Source organism: Algimonas arctica (assembly GCF_014652695.1).
Classification (GTDB): Bacteria; Pseudomonadota; Alphaproteobacteria; order Caulobacterales; family Maricaulaceae; genus Litorimonas; species Litorimonas arctica.
In genome coordinates, this window is the sequence record NZ_BMZH01000011.1 from 1 (window position 1) to 20,446 (window position 20,446).

Annotated in this window: 19 protein-coding genes; 9 read left to right on the forward strand and 10 right to left on the reverse strand. The window is 55.0% G+C overall.

Annotation, left to right across the window (positions count from 1 at the left end; all coding sequences use genetic code 11):
- Positions 1-805: 805 nt before the first annotated feature.
- The 3 genes from IE105_RS11855 to IE105_RS11865 all read left to right on the forward strand — a co-directional run bounded on the left by IE105_RS11855 (position 806) and on the right by IE105_RS11865 (position 3,868).
- Positions 806-1,453, forward strand: a complete 648-nt coding sequence (locus IE105_RS11855) for a HupE/UreJ family protein (RefSeq protein ID WP_373299098.1) — start codon at positions 806-808, stop codon at positions 1,451-1,453.
- Between the two features lie 14 nt (positions 1,454-1,467).
- Positions 1,468-2,124: a transmembrane anchor protein gene (locus IE105_RS11860; protein WP_189498747.1), complete on the forward strand. Its 657-nt coding sequence runs from the start codon at positions 1,468-1,470 to the stop codon at positions 2,122-2,124.
- A gap of 580 nt (positions 2,125-2,704) precedes the next feature.
- On the forward strand, positions 2,705-3,868 hold the full coding sequence (locus tag IE105_RS11865; protein ID WP_189498749.1) for an aromatic ring-hydroxylating oxygenase subunit alpha: 1,164 nt from the start codon (positions 2,705-2,707) through the stop codon (positions 3,866-3,868).
- Between the two features lie 51 nt (positions 3,869-3,919).
- On the opposite strand, the gene IE105_RS11870 is transcribed toward IE105_RS11865, so the two are convergent.
- Both IE105_RS11870 and abc-f read right to left on the reverse strand, forming a co-directional pair.
- Positions 3,920-4,891: a tetratricopeptide repeat protein gene (locus IE105_RS11870; RefSeq protein WP_189498751.1), complete on the reverse strand. Its 972-nt coding sequence runs from the start codon at positions 4,889-4,891 to the stop codon at positions 3,920-3,922.
- Between the two features lie 450 nt (positions 4,892-5,341).
- A complete protein-coding gene (gene abc-f / locus IE105_RS11875) occupies positions 5,342-7,228 on the reverse strand; it encodes a ribosomal protection-like ABC-F family protein (protein ID WP_189498753.1) in 1,887 nt (628 codons plus the stop codon).
- Positions 7,229-7,332: 104 nt separating this feature from the next.
- Between abc-f and ndk the strand changes: the two genes are divergently transcribed.
- Positions 7,333-7,755 (forward strand): nucleoside-diphosphate kinase, encoded by a 423-nt coding sequence (gene ndk / locus IE105_RS11880; protein ID WP_189498755.1) that lies wholly within the window; start codon positions 7,333-7,335, stop codon positions 7,753-7,755.
- A 67-nt stretch (positions 7,756-7,822) separates the two neighbouring features.
- On the opposite strand, the gene IE105_RS11885 is transcribed toward ndk, so the two are convergent.
- The 3 genes from IE105_RS11885 to purM form a co-directional block, all read right to left on the reverse strand.
- On the reverse strand, positions 7,823-9,208 hold the full coding sequence (locus IE105_RS11885; RefSeq protein ID WP_189498757.1) for a pilus assembly protein TadG-related protein: 1,386 nt from the start codon (positions 9,206-9,208) through the stop codon (positions 7,823-7,825).
- Positions 9,209-9,351: 143 nt separating this feature from the next.
- Positions 9,352-9,942, reverse strand: coding sequence for a phosphoribosylglycinamide formyltransferase (gene purN, locus IE105_RS11890; protein WP_189498759.1), 591 nt, complete (start codon positions 9,940-9,942; stop codon positions 9,352-9,354).
- Positions 9,939-10,955, reverse strand: coding sequence for a phosphoribosylformylglycinamidine cyclo-ligase (gene purM / locus IE105_RS11895; RefSeq protein WP_189498761.1), 1,017 nt, complete (start codon positions 10,953-10,955; stop codon positions 9,939-9,941). Before purM ends, purN begins: the two co-directional genes overlap by 4 nt.
- A gap of 147 nt (positions 10,956-11,102) precedes the next feature.
- Between purM and IE105_RS11900 the strand changes: the two genes are divergently transcribed.
- Together IE105_RS11900 and IE105_RS11905 are read left to right on the forward strand one after the other, a co-directional pair.
- Positions 11,103-12,092 carry a hypothetical protein gene (locus IE105_RS11900; RefSeq protein WP_189498763.1) on the forward strand — a complete coding sequence of 330 codons (990 nt, stop codon included), beginning with the start codon at positions 11,103-11,105 and terminating at the stop codon, positions 12,090-12,092.
- 11 nt (positions 12,093-12,103) lie between these two features.
- Positions 12,104-12,739: a P-loop NTPase family protein gene (locus tag IE105_RS11905; RefSeq protein ID WP_189498765.1), complete on the forward strand. Its 636-nt coding sequence runs from the start codon at positions 12,104-12,106 to the stop codon at positions 12,737-12,739.
- Between the two features lie 9 nt (positions 12,740-12,748).
- On the opposite strand, the gene IE105_RS11910 is transcribed toward IE105_RS11905, so the two are convergent.
- Positions 12,749-13,486 carry an SDR family NAD(P)-dependent oxidoreductase gene (locus IE105_RS11910; protein WP_189498766.1) on the reverse strand — a complete coding sequence of 246 codons (738 nt, stop codon included), beginning with the start codon at positions 13,484-13,486 and terminating at the stop codon, positions 12,749-12,751.
- Positions 13,470-13,637 (reverse strand): DUF2256 domain-containing protein, encoded by a 168-nt coding sequence (locus IE105_RS11915; protein WP_189498768.1) that lies wholly within the window; start codon positions 13,635-13,637, stop codon positions 13,470-13,472. Before IE105_RS11915 ends, IE105_RS11910 begins: the two co-directional genes overlap by 17 nt.
- Before the next feature lie 57 nt (positions 13,638-13,694).
- Between IE105_RS11915 and IE105_RS11920 the strand changes: the two genes are divergently transcribed.
- Entirely contained in the window at positions 13,695-15,242 is a 1,548-nt protein-coding gene (locus tag IE105_RS11920) for a cryptochrome/photolyase family protein (protein WP_189498770.1), read from the forward strand.
- A gap of 5 nt (positions 15,243-15,247) precedes the next feature.
- Here the strand turns inward: IE105_RS11920 and IE105_RS11925 are convergent, their stop codons facing one another.
- The 3 genes from IE105_RS11925 to IE105_RS11935 are packed head-to-tail and all read right to left on the reverse strand — an operon-like array spanning position 15,248 to position 17,777.
- The gene (locus tag IE105_RS11925) at positions 15,248-15,862 is read right to left on the reverse strand and encodes an RluA family pseudouridine synthase (RefSeq protein WP_233354134.1); all 615 of its coding nucleotides are present in this window, start codon (positions 15,860-15,862) and stop codon (positions 15,248-15,250) included.
- Positions 15,859-17,031, reverse strand: a complete 1,173-nt coding sequence (gene rnd / locus IE105_RS11930) for a ribonuclease D (protein ID WP_308429107.1) — start codon at positions 17,029-17,031, stop codon at positions 15,859-15,861. Before rnd ends, IE105_RS11925 begins: the two co-directional genes overlap by 4 nt.
- A complete protein-coding gene (locus IE105_RS11935; RefSeq protein ID WP_189498772.1) occupies positions 17,028-17,777 on the reverse strand; it encodes a dienelactone hydrolase family protein in 750 nt (249 codons plus the stop codon). The genes rnd and IE105_RS11935 overlap by 4 nt, the downstream gene beginning before the upstream one ends.
- A gap of 149 nt (positions 17,778-17,926) precedes the next feature.
- On the opposite strand from IE105_RS11935, the gene IE105_RS11940 reads away from it, so the two are divergent.
- Both IE105_RS11940 and pyk read left to right on the forward strand, forming a co-directional pair.
- Entirely contained in the window at positions 17,927-18,775 is an 849-nt protein-coding gene (locus IE105_RS11940; protein ID WP_189498774.1) for a LysM peptidoglycan-binding domain-containing protein, read from the forward strand.
- A gap of 113 nt (positions 18,776-18,888) precedes the next feature.
- A complete protein-coding gene (gene pyk, locus IE105_RS11945; RefSeq protein ID WP_189498775.1) occupies positions 18,889-20,292 on the forward strand; it encodes a pyruvate kinase in 1,404 nt (467 codons plus the stop codon).
- Positions 20,293-20,446: the final 154 nt, after the last annotated feature.

Consider the following 20,446-nt stretch of genomic DNA (forward strand, 5'->3'; position numbering starts at 1 on the left):
CCTAATTTAAACTCTTCTGTATATCGAATGCGACTGCCCATAAGACACTCTCCTTGCTTCCAGTTTTACCCAACAAGGTGTCTACAAAGCTAGGGGCACATCAGGCAGAGCCCGCGCGCTTGGGGGCGCACCCAAACAAAGCCTTGTGACCCGGCAGATCTTCATCACGTCCGGGACGGTGAGACAGGATGGCGGACTTTCGGTCCGGTCCTCTCTACCGATGGATAAGAGTCGCGTCCGGTTCATCAGTTTTCACTGAAAAACCGTTCCCGTCCCACACCCATCATCAATCACTTCGTCGGATGGAACCGCGCGCGCCGCATTACCTCGCCCACCGTCCAGCCCACCAAACCCCCGCCAGCATAAGAGCAATGCCTCTCTCGTGTCCGAAGCGGGTGAGGCTAAACTGAGGGCGTTTTGGACAGCGGGGATGGGGTTGTTGGGATTGCTGTGGGGGTTGGGATGGGAGTTAGGGTGAGGGTGGATGGGACTTACGCGTCAACTTGAGACGGATTGTAGTTGTGCGCTTTAGGTGAAAGCGGACATATCTGAAAGTTTCAACAATTTGTCTCAAGCAATCCGATGAGCAATGCCCGTAAAGAGAGCAAAGCGGACAATGAAGTAAGCGTCTTAAAATGTTTAAAATAAGACACTGGACGCACTCCGGTTAAGGAGTCACTTTGTAATAATATCGATGCGCGCGCAGTCCATTAAGGAGCCAAAAATTATGCTTTCTAAGTCAATGACACGTGCACCAAACGTAATGACCTCAAGAGCCACGCTTCTTTTTCTTGTTGTTTTAGTGATGCTCTCATCCGTTTCAGGCGAGGCATTTGCCCATGCTGTCGCAGATGGTGATAAAGGCTATATCCAAGAGATTACGGGCGTAAATTTGATCGCGTTTCTCTATCTGGGCGCTAAGCATATGGTGACAGGGTATGACCATATTCTGTTCCTGTTGGGCGTCATCTTCTTTCTCTATAAAATGAAAGATATTGGCGTCTATGTCAGTTTGTTTGCCATTGGTCATTCGGTGACGATGCTCGCAGGCGTTTATTTCAATTTCGGGATTAACAGCTATATCATCGACGCAATTATTGGATTGTCGATTGTTTATAAGGCGCTCGACAATATGGGCGCTTATCAACGCTGGTTCAGGTTTCAGCCCAATACAAAAGCCGCAACCTTAATCTTTGGGTTTTTTCATGGGTTTGGACTCTCGTCTAAAATTCTCGATTATGAAATTTCATCCGACGGGCTCTTGCCTAACCTTCTCGCCTTCAATGTCGGCGTCGAAGTCGGTCAATTACTCGCCCTTGGAGCCATCTTGATTGTGATGGGATTCTGGCGACGTACCCCGAGTTTTCTAAAACATGCTTACTCAACAAATGCCGTGATGATGGGGGCAGGCTTTATGCTGATCGGTTATCAACTTACCGGCTACTTCGTCTGATAGGAGGACAACACATGTATAATACTGATATGCCAACACGCGCCGAGCTGCCCAGCAGCCGTAAACTCATCCGTTCCACACTTATTGCCTTAGCGGCCGCAGCCACTCTGCTCGTCACAGTGGTCTTGCCTGCCGAATATGCCGTTGATCCGACGGGGATAGGTAAAGTTCTGGGACTGACTGAAATGGGCGAAATTAAACAGCAACTTGCGCTCGAAGCTGCTGCGGATGAGCAAACCGCTGTGCTTATCGAGACGTTAGAGACAGCCGAAACACAAGCCGACGAGCGCGCAGCTGATCAAGTTGTTGATACTGAAAAGGTGGTATCGCTCGCGCCTGTGGAAACAGCGCCGGAGCGGACAGATGTTGTGACCCTAACATTGGCTCCGGGCGAAGCCGCTGAGGTGAAGCTGACAATGAAAAAGGACGGTATCGCGAAATATGAATGGGTAACAAATCAAGGCCATTTAAATTCTGATCTTCATGCCGACGGTGCAAATAAAGCCTTCGTAAGCTACCGCAAAGGCCGCTCCGAAACTTCCAATACGGGCGAGTTTATAGCAGGTTTTGAAGGTGTGCATGGCTGGTTCTGGCGCAATCGCAGCGATGTTGATGTTGAAGTGACGTTACGCGTGTCAGGCGCCTACAGTGAAGTTAAACGCGTTTTATAAAACAAACCCATGGAGAATTGAGGTGATTATCAGATTTGTATTATTACTGGCTGTAATATTCACCCTGACTTTCACCTCGACTAACGCTGCCGCTCATCCGCCGGAAGAAATGCCGTGGGAGGCTAAAAGAAACTCGGACTACACGGCTGAGCAAACCGAAGACCCCGTTGACGCGCAAAAAATTTGAAGCTGCGCCGAAGCCCGCCATAGACGTAAAGGTTGAAGCGACAACCAAAAGTGTAACAGTGTCAGAGGTAATCACGAGTCCGCCTGAAAGCGTTATTAAGACTGATGAGGTCAAGAAAAAAGGCTGGTTTGTACGGTTGAAAGAAAAGCGTGAAGCCTGAAAGGTAGCGAAACAGAAGCCGGAGAGTGAATAATAAGAACACTGCGAGCGACCTAAAGTCGCCCTAAGTAGGACGCTGAACTCACGTTCTCTAGGGGGCATTCTAACGGTTTCATGCGATATTGCGCGATCTCCCTGATATTTAGCAAAAAGAATGAATGGACGGGTCTCCCTAATCGTCACTTTCCTACGGGCCGCATTTAGGCTTACGATGAGGGGAGCGGAGAACCATTCATGTCAAAAACACACGCCAAGACGCCAACGACATTTATGTCCGACAGTGATGTTGTGGATCGGGTGCTGGGGCATATTGCGGCCGGGACGACGGATCGGGGCACGGACGTCTGGCGCGAGCCCGTGGATCACTATCGTTCAGAAGACCGTCTCGCCGCCGAACTCGCCCTCTTCAAATCCGTTCCGACGGCATTTTGTCCGTCCATCGCCTTGGCCAAGCCGGGCGAATATATTGCGCGTACTGCGGCGGGCACACCGTTGATTGTGGTGCGCGGCCATGACCATAAAGTGCGCGCATTTAAGAATGCATGCCGTCATCGGGGCGCTGAATTGGCGGCGGGGACGGGCTGTGCGGGCGCGTTTGTCTGTCCGTATCATGGCTGGTCTTACGGTCTGGACGGCGCATTGCTGGGGATACCCCATCAAGACGGTTTTCCTGATATTGATAGGTTAGAAAAAGGGTTGGTTGAAGTTTTCGCCACGGAGACAAAGGGCCTGATCTTTGTCTGTCAGGATGATCCGGCCTCTGACGCGGGCGATGCGCATGATCTACTGTCTGGCGTGCCGGATGTGCTGGCCTCTGACCAAATGATCTTTGCCGAGAATGAGGGGGTCGGCGAAGCCAATTGGAAGCTGCACCTCGAGAGCTTTCTCGAAGGCTATCATATCAAAGCGACGCATAAGGAGACGTTTTATCCGTTCGGCTATGACAACCTGAATGTGATCGAGGTTTGCGGTGCACATGCGCGTGTGACTTTCCCGTTTCAACGGATCACCCAACTGGCGGAGGTTGCGCCCGAGGCGCGCGACGTGTCGGACAAGCTGACCTATTTGAACCACCTGTTCCCCAATGTGATTTTGGCCGAATTGTCCCATCACCGCACGCTCGGCATTTTGGAGCCACTTGGTGTCAGCCGGACAAGAATCACGACTTATCATATGACGAAATCAAGTGCGGAAACTGATAAAGACGCGCTGCTTAAAACCGCCGCGCGAGATCTGGAATTTGTCAATGGGACGGGGCAAGTCGAAGATATCGCCATGGTCGAGGGCATTCAGCGGGGGCTGAAATCCGGTGCCAATGAGGCCTTAACCTTCGGACATTTCGAACCCGCAATCGTGCATTTCCATCAGCAGATGGCCGCGCGGCTGGGATCAATGTAACAGGTGAGGATCGGGTGGCTGACAGGTATTTTACCACCCTGATTTGCGGCTTCACTTAATATATTTGTCCATCCATCCGTCGATTAATGCGCCGTCACACCACGTTATATGTGTGGGGCTATAGCTATCGAGGCTCTTGCAGCGGGCTAACCTCGCGCCCGCTTCGATTTTATTGTCCGCGCTCATTAATTTTTCGAGCTTTATTAAATAGTCATTTGACCCTGTTGCCCCGGCTTCGGCCGCGAGAGACACCCACATATGCGCTATGATCACATCGGCTGGCGTGCCTTGCCCTTCGGCGGTCAACCTCCCAATCTGTAGAAGTGAATAAGGGTCACCGTTTGTGGCCCCATCCCTGAACCATTGATAGGCGAGTTCTGGGTTCGTATCGATACCCTCCTGAGTTTCGAAAATCCGCCCGAGCTTGGTTTTTGCTGCCGGCACGCCGGCCTTCGCCGCGTGGTTGAACGCCAATAACGCCTTGTCGGTATCCTGTTCAAGGCCGCGACCCTCTGCCAAAAGCAAGCCATATACATAGAGGCCTATCGGGTGACCCTTCAGCGCCCCTTTCTCTATCCACTTCGCGCCTTCAAGATCGTTTTGAGTGACGCCCAGACCGCTCAAATACATTTCCCCAACATTGACTTGCGCGTCGGTATTGTTTTGTAGCGCGGCTTTGTGGAGCCAGTAAAATGCGGCCTCATGATCGGGCAGTGCCAGCCGACCCATCCGAAGCTGCGCCCCAATATGCCCCTGATCGGCGGCGCGTCGAAACCAAGTTTGCGCTTGTTTCAAATCTTTTTTGAAATCAATGACATCGTCGTATAGATCATAAATATCGTCTTCATATAAGGTGCCGAGTTCGAATTGGGCGTTGGCGTCCCCGGCTTCAGCCTCCTGGAGGAGGATTTTATTGACGTATTCTGTGATGGAATCAAAGTCGTCGCTTCTGTACGATTGAGCAGAGGACAGGCTCGGGATCGCAAGTAGAACCGCAGTGCAGAAAATGATGAAATGCCGCATAAGTGGTTTCTTTCTTGGCAACTTATGGCAAATAATAAGCCGTGTTCGTTTGTAAGTTTATAGGATTATTGTAATTTCGGAACCCCTAAACTTTAAGGGGCGCTCTATGGGCCTACCGAGACTTATCCCTAAGTCGCTGATATTACACATTAAAGCGATTATCCTTGCCGATTTGTCTTTTAAATTTACCTGTGTCACTCATTAAAGCTGAAACTGCGTGCAAAGTTTGTCGCTGTTTCAGCGTCGAGGGGATGGAAGAGGTATAATAATGTTACTGTGGTTTGCATTTGCAATATTAATGGTGTGCGGTTTGTTTTTTTCTCTGCGTCTCAGGAATAATGCGTTAGAAAAAATTGCTGAAGAGTCTGAGAAAGACGTCTCTGGGACTGATGATTAAAGCCAATCTTCACGCCCGGTCGCTCAGGCGATAATAACGGATTTCCAGAGATTCTAAACGAAGGCGGCTTCAGCCTCTGCGGCCTCATAAAGGCCCAATGCCTCTAACCAGTCTTCTTCCAACCCCTCAATCTGTTTGGCGCAGAGCCCGCGGTCTTTGCTTAGGCTAAGTGCGCGGTCGGGGTCGTTTTGAAACAAGTCGGGTTTGGCCAAGGCCTTATCAATATCCGCCAGCTTTTGCGTGGCTTTGTCGAGCGCTTTTTCCAATTTTTCCGCCGCGCGTTTGAGCGGCGCGATGGCTTTGCGCACGTCGGCGCGGGCTTTGCGGTCATCCGACTTGGACGGGCCAGTATCAGTCTTAGGCTTTCGGTCCGGCCGGGCGCGTTCGGCTTGCTCCGTGCGGTAGTCATCCAGTGTGCCATCGTAATTGACGACCGTGCCGCCATCGACGAGCCAGAGCCGTTCGGTTGTCGCTTCGAGGAGCGCCCGGTCATGGCTGATGAGCAGGACCGCGCCACTATATTCATTGAGAGACCGGACGAGTTCTTCGCGGCTATCAATATCAAGGTGATTGGTCGGCTCATCGAGCACGAGCAGATGTGGTTTGTGAAAACCGATGAGGGAGAAGAGCAATCGCGCTTTTTCCCCGCCCGATAGATCGCCCGCCGGTGTTTCGGCGTTCTCCGCGCCCAGTCCGAATGACGCCAGCCGCGCACGGCGTTCGGCCTCGGTCGCGTCGGGCATCAGCGTGACCACATGGTCATAGGCGGAGGCGCTCTCGTTCAACGCATCAACCTCGTGCTGGGCGAAATAGCCGACGCGCATTTTACGGTGCGCGCGAATATGGCCGGCTTGCGCTTTGAGAATGCCGAGCAAGCCCTTGGCGAAAGTCGTTTTGCCTTCGCCGTTGCGGCCCAACAGGCCAATGCGGTCATCCGGGTCGACGGTGAGGTTCAGGTTGCGGATGATGGTTGTGTCGCCATAGCCGAGCGCAGCGTCATCAAACCGGACCATCGGCGGGGATAACAAGCGCTCTGGCCCGATCAGCTGGATCGGGGCGATGGGTTCGCTGACCATCGTCGCCATCGGCTCCATTTTCTCCAACCGTTTGACGCGGGATTGAGCTTGTTTGGCCTTGGAGGCTTGGGCTTTAAAGCGGGTGACGAAGTCTTGCAGTTTGCGGCGTTCGTCTTCCTGCTTCGCGACAAGGGCCATATCGAGGCGATTGCGCTCCGTCAGGCGGCGTTGGAAATCATTATAGCCGCCGGAATACATTGTCATTTTGCCGTGCTGCAAATGAGCGATGTCGGTGACGGCGGTATTGAGGAAATCACGGTCGTGGCTGATGACAAAGATGGTGCCAGTATATTTGCGGATATGGGTTTCAAGCCAGAGCGCGCCTTCGATATCAAGGTAGTTGGTCGGCTCATCAAGCAGGAGGATATCCGGTTGCGCAAATAACATGGCGGCGAGGGCGACCCGCATGCGCCAACCGCCCGAGAAATCACCGCAGGGTCGCTGCTGATCGTCGCCATCGAAACCAAGACCCGCCAAGATTGATCCCGCGCGGGCCTCCGCCGTGTAGGCGTCAATATCTGCGAGGCGGGTGTGGATTTGCGCGATCCGCATCGGGTCAGTCGCGATGTCCGCTTCTGCAAGCAAGTCCGTGCGCTCTATATCCGCCATCAGCACGGTATCCATCAGGGACGTCGGCCCGCCCGGCACTTCTTGGTCGACACAGCCCAGGCGCATATTACTACGCAGGGTAATCGATCCGTCATCCGGGGCGATCTCGCCTTTGATCAAGCGGAATAGCGTGGATTTGCCTGTCCCGTTACGTCCGACGAGCCCGACCTTTTGGCCTTGGCTTATCGCGAGGGTCGCTTGTGTGAACAGCGGGCGGCCTTCGATACGGTATGTGAGATCGTTGATATGGAGCATGATACGGTGAGTTAATTTGGCTCGCCGCTAACACGGCTGGACTTAGTGGTCATCCCGGATTAGGTCCCGCGCAAATTTCAATACAGCCGACACAAGGATTTATCATGGCCGTTCAACGTACTTTTTCGATTATCAAGCCAGACGCTACCAAGCGTAACCTCACAGGCAAGGTCAATGCTATGATCGAAGACGCCGGTCTTCGCATCGTCGCACAGCGCCGCATTCAACTGTCAGACGCACAAGCCAAACGTTTCTATGAAGTCCACGCCGAGCGTCCGTTCTACGGCGATCTCGTCAACTTCATGACGTCCGGTCCGGTTGTTGTTCAGGTTCTCGAAGGCGAAAACGCGATCGCGACATACCGCAATGTCATGGGTGCAACAAACCCAGCCGAAGCAGATGCGGGCACAATCCGGGCGGCTTTTGCTGAGTCCATTGATGCGAACACCGTTCACGGTTCCGATGCGCCAGAAACTGCGGCTGAAGAAATCGCTCAGTTCTTCTCAGACGATCAAATCGTCGGTTAATCGGCTAATCCATAATGCGAAAAAGGCTGGGGGTTCCCCAGCCTTTTTTTTTGCGTGTCGCCGTGGATTAAGATCTGATCCGGATTGTTTCTGTCACGATATCTTCCCCAATTGAATCGAACGCACTTTGCAATTCTTCGGCGCTATTGGCGGTGATAAACATGGTCGGATCGCTCGCACATTCCGAGAGCAGCGCATAAGCCTGATCGGTTTCATCGGAAGTAATGGTTGTTGTTGAGCCATACGAACTGTTCGTGTCATATTTGCCTGGTTCAAGACCAAATCCGATAGTGTAGATTTTGACGCCGTCATCCTTGATTCGCCGACATTGAACGAGCGTCTCTTCATCATCGGGGAGTGTCCAGCGACCTTCTTCCCAGTCATAATCATAGCGGTTGCCATTATTCCAATACCCAACTTTGTCATTAGGTTTGTGGCTTTTGCTTTTATAGTCGTACCAGCAACTCCACCCATAATTTTTGTAATTACGACATCGTTTTCGACGCCATTCTTCGGTGCCTGTTTCACTGATCCATGCAGAACTGTTATTATTGTTAGCGCCATCCGACATTAGGACAACATATCTAAGCGGAGATTTACCAGTTTCCGCGCGATGGACCGCTGTTTCGCCGATAATCCAATCGCCGGCTGTTTTCATAGGGCGCGATGAATTTGTGCCGCCATTAGCTGTCATTGCCGTTATATCACTATTAGATAGAATCTGCCAATCCATTGGTTGTTTTCGACTATGATTCACGTCTGTGTCGTATGGGATTATTCCGCTACGAAATACCCTTTTGCCCGTTTCGGATTGATCGCCAACTAAGGGCTCCAGATGATCCATGAAGCTCATGACGCTATTTTCGAGGGCCGTGATGCGGGGCATGGCACCGGACGGGGCAGAGAGTGAGCCATGGGAATTCGTCGTGTAGGGTTTGTCATCCCATGCCATGGACCCGGAATTGTCTAACACGAGCGTGACGGATGCCACATCTTTGATTTCGACCGTTTCGAAATTGACGACGCTCTTGGTCGAGAAATTGAGACTATCCATCCCCATTACATTGGCGAATGTTGTGACGGTTTTACCCGTTACTGTAACGGTCGCTTCGCGACCAACCTCATCATAAGAGACATTGACGTTGACGTTGTCGGCTCCGCCTTCCACCCAGCCTTGAAACTCATAGCCAAAATATGTGGCGGGATAATCGCCGGGAGGTGTGCCTTCCGCGCTCCCCGCGGCGGGAATAAAGTCATTCAGCCGTACAAACGCGGCAACGCTTAGCGCCACAGCATCGGCAATATCTTGGGAACGGGATTGGGCCGATGTTTTCATTGTGAAATCAATCGCCCCACCGAACATGGCGAGAATGACCATAAGCGAGATGGAAAACATCATGGCAATATTGCCATCTTCGTTCTTTGCGAAACGATGTATGTGATTAAATTTCACCTGAGTAACGCTCCTCTCGCCACACGTTGTACTTATTAGACGGGCAAGGTGCCCGTCACAGTAAAATTGTCACTGACGTGTGAGGATTACTCTAAGGGAGAAACATTAGTCGGCCATTAGGACGTAGGGTTACCAAATCATTATTATTTTTGGCGCTGAACGGTCATTACGGCCTTTGACAAAGCCCGAGGATACAGGTGGAGTTCATGGTCCAAAACTCGGCGAGCCAGTGAGTCTTCATCATCTTCAGGGCGAATTGAAACCGCCTCAAAGTCAATCACGGTCCCGCCATCGACTTCGACCACGACCCAATGAACAGACGCGCCGCCTGCGGCGTCGCCCGCCTCTATCGCGCGCTTATGTGTATTCAGACCCTTATATTTGGGCAGGAGCGACGGATGGATATTGATCATTCGGCCTTCCCAACGCGAGACGAACCAAGGCGTCATCACGCGCATAAATCCGGCGCAGGCAATGAAATCAATCTCGTGTTCACGCAAGGCCACGTCCATCGCCTGCTCAAACGCTTCGCGCGTATCGAATGCCGTATGGTCGATGGCGGTGGTCGCGATGCCCGCGGCCTCCGCGCGGCGCAGGCCTGCGGCTTTGGGCTTGTTGGACAGGACAAGCGCAATCTCGGCCGGGTAGTCGGGCGCTTGCGCGGCCTCGACCAAGGCCATCATGTTGGACCCACGTCCTGAAATCAGGACCGCCGTGCGCAAGCGCTTTGTCATGCTGCGCGCAGCTCTCCGATGACATGAGCGGCAATTCCGGACGGCTCTAGCTTGGTCAGAACATCCATCACCGCGTCAGGTTTGACGCAGAGCACCACACCAATACCGCAGTTAAACGCGCGGCGCATTTCTGTTTCCTCAATATCGCCCGTTTCTTGTAACCACCGGAAAACGGCGGGGCGATCCCAGGCCGCGAAATCAAATGCGGCGGTTAGGCGGTCTGGTAACATGCGCGGGACATTGTCAGTCAATCCACCGCCGGTGATATGCGCGAGACCAAGAATATCCCCGAGGATCGGCTTGACGGCATCGACGTAAATTGTGGTCGGCGCGAGCAGCGCTTCGCCGAGCGGACCATCGCAAAAGGGCGACGCGTCGTGAAAGGATAAGCCTGCGCGTTCGACGACGCGGCGGATGAGGGAATAGCCATTGGAATGCGGCCCGGATGACGCCAGCCCGATGAGCACATCGCCTGCGGCCATGTCGTCCATCAGCGGTAGCATCGCATCTCGCTCAACCGCGCCGACGACAAACCCTGCCAGATCAAATTCACCGTCCGCATACATGCCCGGCATTTCCGCCGTTTCGCCGCCAATCAACGCCGCGCCAGCTTGACGGCAGCCGTCGGCAATACCGGAGACCACGGAGGCTGCGCTGTCGACATCCAGCTTTCCGGTGGCAAAATAATCAAGGAAGAACAGCGGCACAGCGCCTTGCGCTAGCACATCATTGACGCACATCGCGACGAGGTCGACCCCGACCGTGTCGAGCTTGCCTGTTTCAATCGCGACTTTCAGCTTCGTTCCGACGCCGTCCGTACCTGATACGAGCACAGGGTCTGTGAACCCGGCGGCTTTGAGATCGAATACACCGCCAAATCCGCCGATCGTTCCGTCTGCGCCGGGGCGACGGGTGCTTTTGACCATCGGCTTAATCCGATCCACCAGCGCCTCGCCCGCATCAATATCGACGCCAGCATCTTTATAGGAGAGAGGGTTTTTATGGTCGGTCATGGGGTGGCGATGTGTGCTAATTTGCTCAAAATCGCAAGCCCAAGCACAGCCTTGGGGACAGGGGAGGCCGTTCGCCCACAGATCAACCCACATGTTGACCCTGACGCGCGACCTTTTCCACGGGCCAAAGCCTGCTATAGCGACCTCATGAAAAAGATCCTGACGACCGTTTTTGCGAGCTTGATCGCTCTACCCGTGCTCTCCCTTTCCTTACAGGCGCAGGCGGCTGATCCATTCACCGTCGCCAAAGTGTCCGTCGATGCGCGCGCTGAGAGCGCCATTCAGGCCCAAAGCCAAGCGGTTCAGTCAGGTTATATTATAGCGGCGCGCGAATTGTTGAACCGGCTGACACTCGAGTCAGAACGGACCGCACGGGGGCTTCCACCCCTCACGGTCAGCGTCGTTGGTCCCCTCATACGCGGGCAGACCATTGATAATGAGCGTCGCTCGAACACGCGCTATGTGGGGGATCTGTCGATTTCTTTTAATCCTGCCGCTGTGCAGCGCTTATTGCGAGAGGCCAACCTGACGATGGTCACCAGTCAGGCGCGCGAACGGCTCGCCATTCCAGTCGGAGTGACGGCAAATAGCGGACTGGCGACAGACTTGCTGTCGGGCCGTTTTGAGCATTCACTGACACCGATAAAGTCCCTCACAGCTGCGGATATAACGAGCCTTTACGGCAATGAGCCGAGCTTGGCTGAGACCCAAAAGCTGGCAACCCGTTACGGCGTCAATCAAGTCTTGATCATACGCGAAAGCACGGGCGGACAGATCACAGCGACGGACCTTTCTATCGACACAGGGGCCAGTGCGCGCCTGAGTGCCAGCGGCGGTATGGCCGGACTGGTCTCGCGTATGGAAGCGGCGTGGAAAGAAACCTCCGCCGTCACCAGTGAGAATGCGCAAACGACGACAGTCTCCGTTCTGTTTGAATCCATGGAGGAATGGCAGCGTCTGCAAGGGGCGATCAATAATAGCGCGCAAGTTCGCGACGCCCGGCTAGATGCGCTTTCGAAAGACGGCGCTTTGATGACGATCAGCTATGGCAGTCTTGAACGTCTGGCCGCTGAAATGGCGCAAAAGGGCGTACGCGTCTTAAAGGACCCGAATTTGGGTCTCGTTATTCGGCGCTAGAGCGGTTCACAATGACGACCCCGCGTCATAAAACGGGTCAAATCCCACTGGATTTGACCCCGGTGCCGGCTTTCACCTTTGACAGTTTTATCGAAGCGCCCAGCAATGCGGGGGCGTTCAATGTCGTGCGCGCCTGGCCGGCCTGGCCGGCTCCGGCGATGATGCTGCTGGGTCCGGAAGGTACCGGCAAAACCCATCTCGGCGAGGCGTGGTTGGCAATTTCGCATGGGATCTTTTTGGACGATGCGCATAGCCGGACGGAGGAGGATTTGTTCGGGATGATCAATCGGGCGTTGCGCGGAGATATTCCGGGGCTGCTGCTAGCGTCCCGCGTCCCGCCTACGGATTGGGGGGTGAGCCAACCCGACCTTACGTCTCGGCTTGGTGCGATGCCGATTATGGAGTTGCATGAACCGGATGATGACAGCCTGCCCCCGATTACGCGGGCGTTGTTTGAGCAACAGGGCCGCACGGTCGGCCGCGATGTGGTTGATTATCTGCTGAAATATACCGACCGCAGCGTGCCCGCCTTGCGCGCGACGATCCGCCTGATCGACGCAGCCGCATCCAGTGCGAAGGCGGATGTGACCAAAGTGTTTGTCGCCAAAGTGCTGCGCGAAAACCTGGACTTGTTTGACGATGACTGACGCGCGTCTTTAAAACGGTACGCGCGCCCCATCCCACGCGAACAAACCGCCCGTATCGTCCGGCCCCACTTGATCCACGACCGCTAACAATTTGAGCGCTGAGAACGCCGGTGTGAACAGTTGGCCGTCGGGCACATTGCTCTGAAACGGTTTGCTCAGGCCCGTGTCGACCGTGCCGGGATGAAGTCCGATAATGATCTGATTTGTCCAGCGCCGCTGCGTTTCAATCGACAGAGTTTTGAGCATCATGTTGAGCGCGGCCTTGGACGCCCGGTAGCTATACCAACCGCCAAGACGATTATCCGCAATCGATCCGACCCGGGCGGACAGAGCCGCGAAGACGGCTTTATCGTCGCGGCGCAGCAGCGGCAGGAAATATTTCGCCGTCAGGGCGGGGCCGAACGTGTTGACCTCAAAGCTTGTGCGTAGGGCGTCGAGGTCGAGCGCGCGCATGTTTTTCTCAGGCGCAATCCCGCCGCCTTGTAACAGGCCCGTCGCAACAATGATGAGATCGAACTTTCCGATTTCGCGCAAGGCTTCTGCGGCGGCGGACACGGACGCCTCATTTAGAAAATCAAACGTCAGGTTTTGAACTTTGGGAGAGGGATGAGCCGCGCCTGCGCGTGAGAGCGCATAGAGTGTCTCGACCCGGTCGCTGGCGGCAAGCGCGTCGACCAGCGCGCGCCCAATGCCGCCGGTGCTACCGATGACGCAGGCGCGGATAGGCGCGTTAAAACTCTCTAACATGCGACCTCACTTTTGGTTTATTCTGTCGGCAACGGTCCGAGCAATATTTGACGCTGTCCCAATCGCGCACCCATTTTTTGCGCCAGCTGAACGGCAGGCCGCAGCTCAGGCAGTCTTTGGACGGCAGATAGCGTTTGTTTCCTTTGCTCACGGCTTGTTTACGGATCGGGCATTAAAACGGTTCGAGGGGGCGGTACGTAATGACTGCATGAGCACGCTTATTCCCATTTTCGCCGATCACCTGTCGCACGATCTCTCGGCCTTGCAGTTTTCCGATAAAGCGTCGGCGCGCATCCTCATGGTGGAAGTGCGTGAAGAGGCGGAGACTGTGCCGCACCACCGCAAAAAAATGGTGTTTCTGTTCTCAGCCATGCGCCATTTTGCGCAGGAGTTACGCGACGACGGATGGTCCGTTGATTATATCGCGCTCACAGACGCGGAGAATACGCATCGCTTCACATCTGAGGTCAAGCGCGCGCTCGGCCGTCACGACATTGATGAGATTATGGTCTGTCAGCCGGGCAATTGGCGGGTTCAGGAGCTTGTCAAAAGCTGGGAGGAGATGTTCGATCTCCGCGTCACACTCACGCCGGATGACCGTTTTATAAGCGCGCCCGCTGAATTTGAGGATTGGGCCGCGGGTCGAAAACAGCTGCGGATGGAATATTTTTACCGGGAGATGCGGCGCAAGACGGGGCTGTTGATGGACGGAGATAAGCCCGAAGGCGGGCAATGGAATTTCGATAAGGAGAACCGCAAGCCACCGAAGGGCGGCATGGATTACCCTGATATACCGCGCTTTGACCCTGACGCCATCACGCGCAATGTTATCGACATGGTGGCGGCGGAGTTCCCAACGCGGTTCGGCACGTTGGACGGGTTTCACTGGGGCGTAACGCGGCAGGACGCTCTGGCATCGCTCAAGGATTTTGTCGCACACCGCATCCAGAACTTTGGTCTCTATCAAGACGCGATGGTCGGCGGTGAGCCGTTTATGTTTCACGCCCTGATCGGGTTCTATCTCAATAGCGGGCTGCTGCGCCCGCTCGAAGTCTGTGAGGCTGTGGCGAAGGTTTACACTGACGGTGACGCTCCGCTGAATGCGGTGGAGGGGTTCATCCGCCAAATCATCGGGTGGCGGGAATATGTGCGCGGGATCTATTTCCTGAAAATGCCGGATTACAAGGACGAGAACTTCTTTGGCAATCGCCGCTATCTGCCGGACTTTTTCTGGACGGGTGAGACAGAGATGAACTGTCTGAAACAGACGATCGATCAAACGATCGAGCACGCATACGCGCACCATATCCAACGGTTGATGATCACGGGAAACTTCGCCCTGATCGCTGGGATCGATCCATTCAAAGTACATGAATGGTATTTGGGGGTTTACGCCGATGCGTTTGAATGGGTCGAATTGCCCAATACGCTCGGCATGAGCCAATTCGGCGATGGGGGATTGCTCGGCTCCAAACCCTATGCCTCATCCGGCAGCTACATTAACCGCATGAGCGATTATTGTCAGGACTGCCGTTACAAGGTCAGTAAGCGCGTCGAAGATGACGCGTGCCCCTTTAATTCGCTCTATTGGGATTTTCACATCCGCAATGAGGACCGCCTACGCGGTAATCCACGACTTAATATGGTCTATCGCAATCTCGATAAGATGGATGCGGAGCTGCGGGAAGCCTTAGGACGCCGGGCGAAGTATGTGCTGGACGGGCTCACGCCCTCAAAGGCGGAAGATTACCTCTAGCGCTGTTAAAATGGTAGTGGTGAGGTCACTGTGATCCGCTCACCGCCTGTGGGTTTGAACAGGCTGAGTGTGTGCGCGTGCAACAGCAAACGGTCACTTGCGGCCAGAACATCGCCGCTGGCGTAAAACTCATCGCCTAAAATCGTGTGGCCGATAGCTTTGAGATGGACGCGGAGCTGGTGACTGCGCCCGGTTAACGGGGTCAACTCCAAGCGCGTCCGGTCGTCCAAGCGTTCCAATACGCGCCAATCTGTCTGACTGGCGCGACCTTGTTCATGACAGACCATTTGCAGCGGGCGGTTCGGCCAATCGGCCCGCAGGGGTAGGTCGATATGGCCCGTGTCCTCGGTGACCACACCGTCGACAACCGCAACATAGCTTTTGGCGAGGTGGCGGCGTTCAAACTGGAGGCCGATATGGCGCTGGGCGGGTTTATGGCGCGCAAAAATCATAACGCCCGAAGTCGCCATATCAAGACGGTGAACCGTCAGCGCTTCAGGGTGCTGTTCGCGTAATCGCCGCTCAACGCAGTCCGGCTCGGTCTTGCCCGGGACAGAGAGAAGCCCGGCGGGCTTATCAATAAAGAGCAGGTCGTCGTCAGAATAAAGGACGTCGATCAAAATCGTTCTGCAACCACATCCTCGCCGTCGAGGCGCAGACCAATCTCGCCGCGCAGCAGCGCCAGCGCATCATCGCCGAACATCGTTCTGCGCCAGCCTGTGAGCGCCGGAACGTCGGCTTTGTCGCCAAATGCGGCAATTTGGTCGATGTCACGCGCTCCCGCGACCAACCGTGTCGCGACACCTTGGACTTCGGTGCGCAGTTTGAGCAGAGTCTTGAGCATTTCAACGCGCGGGCCAAGGTTGGCGGGCATGGCAATCGGTTTTTCAATAATCGGCGCGTAATTCTCCGCATCATTCAGCGCGTCATTCATGCGCTTAATCAGACTCTGAGCGACTTTAGACCGCTCAAACCCACGCGGAATTCCACGTAAATTGCCAAGCGCGTCTAAAGTGCGCGGCTTTTGCGTTGCGAGATCATAAATCGCGTCGTCTTTGAGCACGCGGCGGCGCGGAACATTGCGTTCGATCGCTTGCTCTTCGCGCCAAGCCGCAGCGGCCCGCAAGGCGGCGAGATAGGGTTTACGCGGATTGCGAGCTTTCAGCCGTTGCCACGCCAACTCAGGATCAAACGCGTAGAGCGCCTCATCCATTTGCGGTTCCATCTCTTCCATCACCCACGACAAGCGACCTTTGTCTTCGAGCTCATCAACCAAGGGCGGAAATAAATCCCGCAAATGGGTCACATCCGCGAGGGCGTAGGCGAGTTGTTTGTCTGACAGCGGACGGCGCGACCAATCCGTAAAGCGTGCGCCTTTGTCGACATTCACACCGAGCCGACCTTTAACAAGTCCGCCATAGCCAACACTATCGCCAAAGCCGGCGGCCATCGCCGCGACTTGTGTGTCGAAGATCGGTCCGGGGACAGTTTTGTCGCAAATCTCGAAGAAGATTTCCATGTCCTGTCGGGCGGCATGCATGACTTTGACGACTTGTTTGTCGAGCAAAAGGTCAACGAAAGGCGACAGGTCAATGCCGTCCGCCATCGGATCGACGATGACTTCGTCGTCGGGCGTGGCCATTTGGATCAGGCACAGAATGGAGAAGAACGTTGTCTCACGCATGAATTCCGTGTCGATACAGACAAAGTCATGCGTGCGAGCGGCCTCACAAAAGGCGGCTAAGCTGTCCGTATCGCGGATAACGGTGATTTCGGGTTCGCGGGTTATGAGGAACCCTCCTGCGCCTGTGTCCCGTGCAGCGCGAAATGCTTGCGCAGGAGATCAAACGCCGCAGCCCAGCTTTGGTCAGCGGCAGATTTATTATATTGAAGGCCCATATCCGGACTATTGGCGTCAGGGACCATGAAAGCATGTTGGGTGTTACCAAACGCCATCAGCGTCCAGTCTCCGCCTGCCGCGGCCATTTCGGCACCAAAGGCGACGACGTGGTCAGGCGGGGCCATCGGATCATCCCAGCCGTGACAAGCAAGGATATCGGCGGTGATCTTTCCGGGTTTAAGGTCTGGCGCGTCGAGCAGCCCATGGCAGGATATCGCAGCTTTCAAATTGAGCCCGGCCCGCGCCATATCGAGCGTGCAGAGCCCGCCAAAGCAAAAGCCAATCGCGGCCATCGCGTCCGCATCGACCATTGGGAGAGCGGCGGCGGCTTTGTAACCGGCCTTCAAACGCGATCGCAGCGCTTTACGGTTCTCTTTGAGCGGACCCATGAAGGCCATTTTCTCATCAAGCGTGTCCGGTTGTGCGCCGTCACCGTAATTATCCAACGCAATTCCGACATAGCCATTGGCGGCCATTTGGATGGCCACCCCTTCGGCAAAATCATCCCGACCTGACCAGGCATGATTGACAAGGACAGTCGGACGGGCGCTGACGACGCTGTCATCCCAAGCCAGATAGCCGACGCACGTCGTCTCGCCATCTTTATATTCGAACGTTTTGGTGCTGATTGTCATGCGGACCTTCAATATTTCCCACAATAATTAGAAGGCCGATAGCCTGTCCCGAGAATAATCTAAACCCCTGCCTTGCCCGAAACCGCGCCCTTAACTGAAAATTGACTCTATTCGGGCATTCTCATCCCAAACTATTTACGGAGACTGTCATGTCCGCCCGCCTTTTACTGCTTGGAACGTCTATTTTGCTCGCGTCATGCGCGACGGCACAGGAGAATCCGAATTACCAGCATTCGACCAAATATGGCGTAAGCCAGACGCAAGTTGCCACGAACGGCACGATCACGCCCAATACGACGCCCCGCGTTCAGACGGCAAGCGCGCAAACGGATCCGCGAGTCATGCAGACAGCCGACCCACAAACGTCGAGCCAGTATGGCGCGCCAACCCATCACGCCGGAACGCAGACGAACGTGACCCATACGCACGCTATGGGGGCGGATCATCATCTATCTGCGCCACACGCGATAGAGAGCGATCATATCCAAACGGGTTATGTCGGAAATGAAGGCGTCACGCTCGCGGCCGCCAATCCGGCGCCGCCACAGACATCACCGACAGAGCGCGCCTATAATTCCAACCAAATGCAAGGCACGCCGGGCTATGAGATGATGCGCGCGCAACAATCTGCGGACGACTACTCTGCGGCGCCTGCTCCGGAATACACACCCTATACGCCGCCTCTTGCGACACCACCGGCCGCGACGGGACCGCGTCAAATTACCTATGATTACGGCGACAATGTTAGCGTGAGCGACACAGGGTCCAATCGGTCCTCTGGTCCGAGTTATGATCAAATGAGTGACCAAGGCCGGACAGGCACGGCGGCGAATATCGCCACGGGGCAATCCTATATGGTGCGTGAGGGCGATACGGTTTACTCACTCTCTCGTCGTCTTTGTGCGCCGATGGCGGATATTACGACGGCCAACGCAATCGGCGGGGATTATGCCATCTCCATCGGCCAAACACTCTATTTGCCTAATTCCCGCTGCTGATCCGACGCGGGTTTTCATGCGATTAACAGGCGTCCGTCCACGGACGTCTGCAATCTCTAGCTAAATCTGACTTTTCAGGTGCATGACAGCGCTGTCTCCGCTAGCTATGGGTCATGCGGAAACGATTTGCCAAAATTCTTGCCACGCTTGGTCCAGCCTCAGCGGCGCCGGATACAATGCGATTGCTCCATGATGTCGGGGTCGATGCGTTTCGGCTGAATTTCAGTCATGGCAGCCATGACGACCATTTGGCGAACATCACAGCGATCCGGAATATTGAAAAAGAGACTGGGCGTCCCATCGCCATTGTTGCGGACATGCAGGGGCCAAAGTTACGTGTTGGCGAAATGGGAGCCGGACTTGAGCTGCGCTATGGTGACACCGTCACGCTGCGTCAGTCCGAGGGTCCTTCCGACGGCGACATTGTTCATACCCATCCCGAACTCACAAAAATACTCGAAACCGGGCTGGTGCTAAAATTTGACGATGGCAAACTGCAAGTGACCATGCTCAACCAGACCGAGGCGCGTGTGGATGTTCCCGGGCGGCTCAAATCCCGCAAAGGAATTAACGTCGTTAATGCGGTTCTGCCTGTCAGCGCGATGACGGATAAAGACCGTGTCGATTTAGCCTTTGCGCTGGACCAAGGTGCAGATTGGATTGCGCTTTCATTTGTTCAAAATGCGCAGGACGTCCTTGATGCGCGCAAGATCATTCTGGCACATCCGAGGGGCGACAAAGCCGGGATCATTGTGAAGATCGAAAAACCGTCAGCTGTCGAAGATTTACACAGTATTCTGTCAATCGCGGATGCGGCCATGGTCGCGCGCGGTGATCTGGGGGTCGAGCTTCCGCTCGAAGAGGTCCCGGTTGTGCAGCGAAAAATCATCCGCAAAGGACGCGAACTCGGAAAACCTGTCATCGTCGCTACGCATATGTTGGAGTCGATGATTGACGCCCCAACCCCGACACGCGCCGAAGCCTCCGATGTGGCGACCGCCATCTATCAAGGCGCGGATTGCGTCATGCTGAGCGCGGAAACGGCCGTCGGGCGTCACCCGGCGACAGCGGTCGCGATCATGGACCGGATCATTACGGCGGCCGAGGGTGACCCGACCCTCTGGGAACATTTCAAGCACACGGAATTGCCCCATGAGTCCAGTGCGGAAGACGCGATCTCCCGCTCAATTGAGACCATCGCTCGGACGATCAACGCGCAAGCCGTGTTTGGCTACACGCGCACAGGATCGACTGTGCACCGCATTGCCCGCGAACGTCCGCCATGCCGGATTATCGGCCTGACCCCGGATTTACGCACCGCGTCCCAGCTTGCGCTCGTCTGGGGCACGCATCCCGTTGTGACAGAGGATCCAGAGAGTTTCGAAGCGATGCTGGATCATGTCCGCAGCATTGCGGCCGATGTCGGTCTTAAACCGGGCGACCGCATTATGATTAGCGCGGGCGTCCCCTTTGGCGTGCCGGGCACAACCAATACGCTCAAGATTGATACGGTTTAGGCCGCAAGCGCTCCGCCTCCTTCAGAGAAAAGACGCCGGCACACGACCGCTCGTTTCGTCCGCAGCCCTGTTTTGCAAAATCGAACGAAGGTCGATTGTTGGCCAATCAATATCCTCAGTCACTGTGCAACGGTTTGATGATCTAACCGTATGG

What these genes read in the sequence shown, in the direction of transcription:
- IE105_RS11855 (WP_373299098.1), top strand. Translation starts at nt 806, where the DNA reads ATGCTCTCATCCGTTTCAGGCGAGGCATTTGCCCATGCTGTCGCAGAT.
- IE105_RS11860 (WP_189498747.1), top strand. Translation starts at nt 1,468, where the DNA reads ATGTATAATACTGATATGCCAACACGCGCCGAGCTGCCCAGCAGCCGT.
- IE105_RS11865 (WP_189498749.1), top strand. Translation starts at nt 2,705, where the DNA reads ATGTCAAAAACACACGCCAAGACGCCAACGACATTTATGTCCGACAGT.
- IE105_RS11870 (WP_189498751.1), bottom strand. Translation starts at nt 4,891, where the DNA reads ATGCGGCATTTCATCATTTTCTGCACTGCGGTTCTACTTGCGATCCCG.
- abc-f (WP_189498753.1), bottom strand. Translation starts at nt 7,228, where the DNA reads ATGCTCCATATCAACGATCTCACATACCGTATCGAAGGCCGCCCGCTG.
- ndk (WP_189498755.1), top strand. Translation starts at nt 7,333, where the DNA reads ATGGCCGTTCAACGTACTTTTTCGATTATCAAGCCAGACGCTACCAAG.
- purN (WP_189498759.1), bottom strand. Translation starts at nt 9,942, where the DNA reads ATGACAAAGCGCTTGCGCACGGCGGTCCTGATTTCAGGACGTGGGTCC.
- purM (WP_189498761.1), bottom strand. Translation starts at nt 10,955, where the DNA reads ATGACCGACCATAAAAACCCTCTCTCCTATAAAGATGCTGGCGTCGAT.
- IE105_RS11900 (WP_189498763.1), top strand. Translation starts at nt 11,103, where the DNA reads ATGAAAAAGATCCTGACGACCGTTTTTGCGAGCTTGATCGCTCTACCC.
- IE105_RS11905 (WP_189498765.1), top strand. Translation starts at nt 12,104, where the DNA reads ATGACGACCCCGCGTCATAAAACGGGTCAAATCCCACTGGATTTGACC.
- IE105_RS11910 (WP_189498766.1), bottom strand. Translation starts at nt 13,486, where the DNA reads ATGTTAGAGAGTTTTAACGCGCCTATCCGCGCCTGCGTCATCGGTAGC.
- IE105_RS11920 (WP_189498770.1), top strand. Translation starts at nt 13,695, where the DNA reads ATGAGCACGCTTATTCCCATTTTCGCCGATCACCTGTCGCACGATCTC.
- IE105_RS11935 (WP_189498772.1), bottom strand. Translation starts at nt 17,777, where the DNA reads ATGACAATCAGCACCAAAACGTTCGAATATAAAGATGGCGAGACGACG.
- IE105_RS11940 (WP_189498774.1), top strand. Translation starts at nt 17,927, where the DNA reads ATGTCCGCCCGCCTTTTACTGCTTGGAACGTCTATTTTGCTCGCGTCA.
- pyk (WP_189498775.1), top strand. Translation starts at nt 18,889, where the DNA reads ATGCGGAAACGATTTGCCAAAATTCTTGCCACGCTTGGTCCAGCCTCA.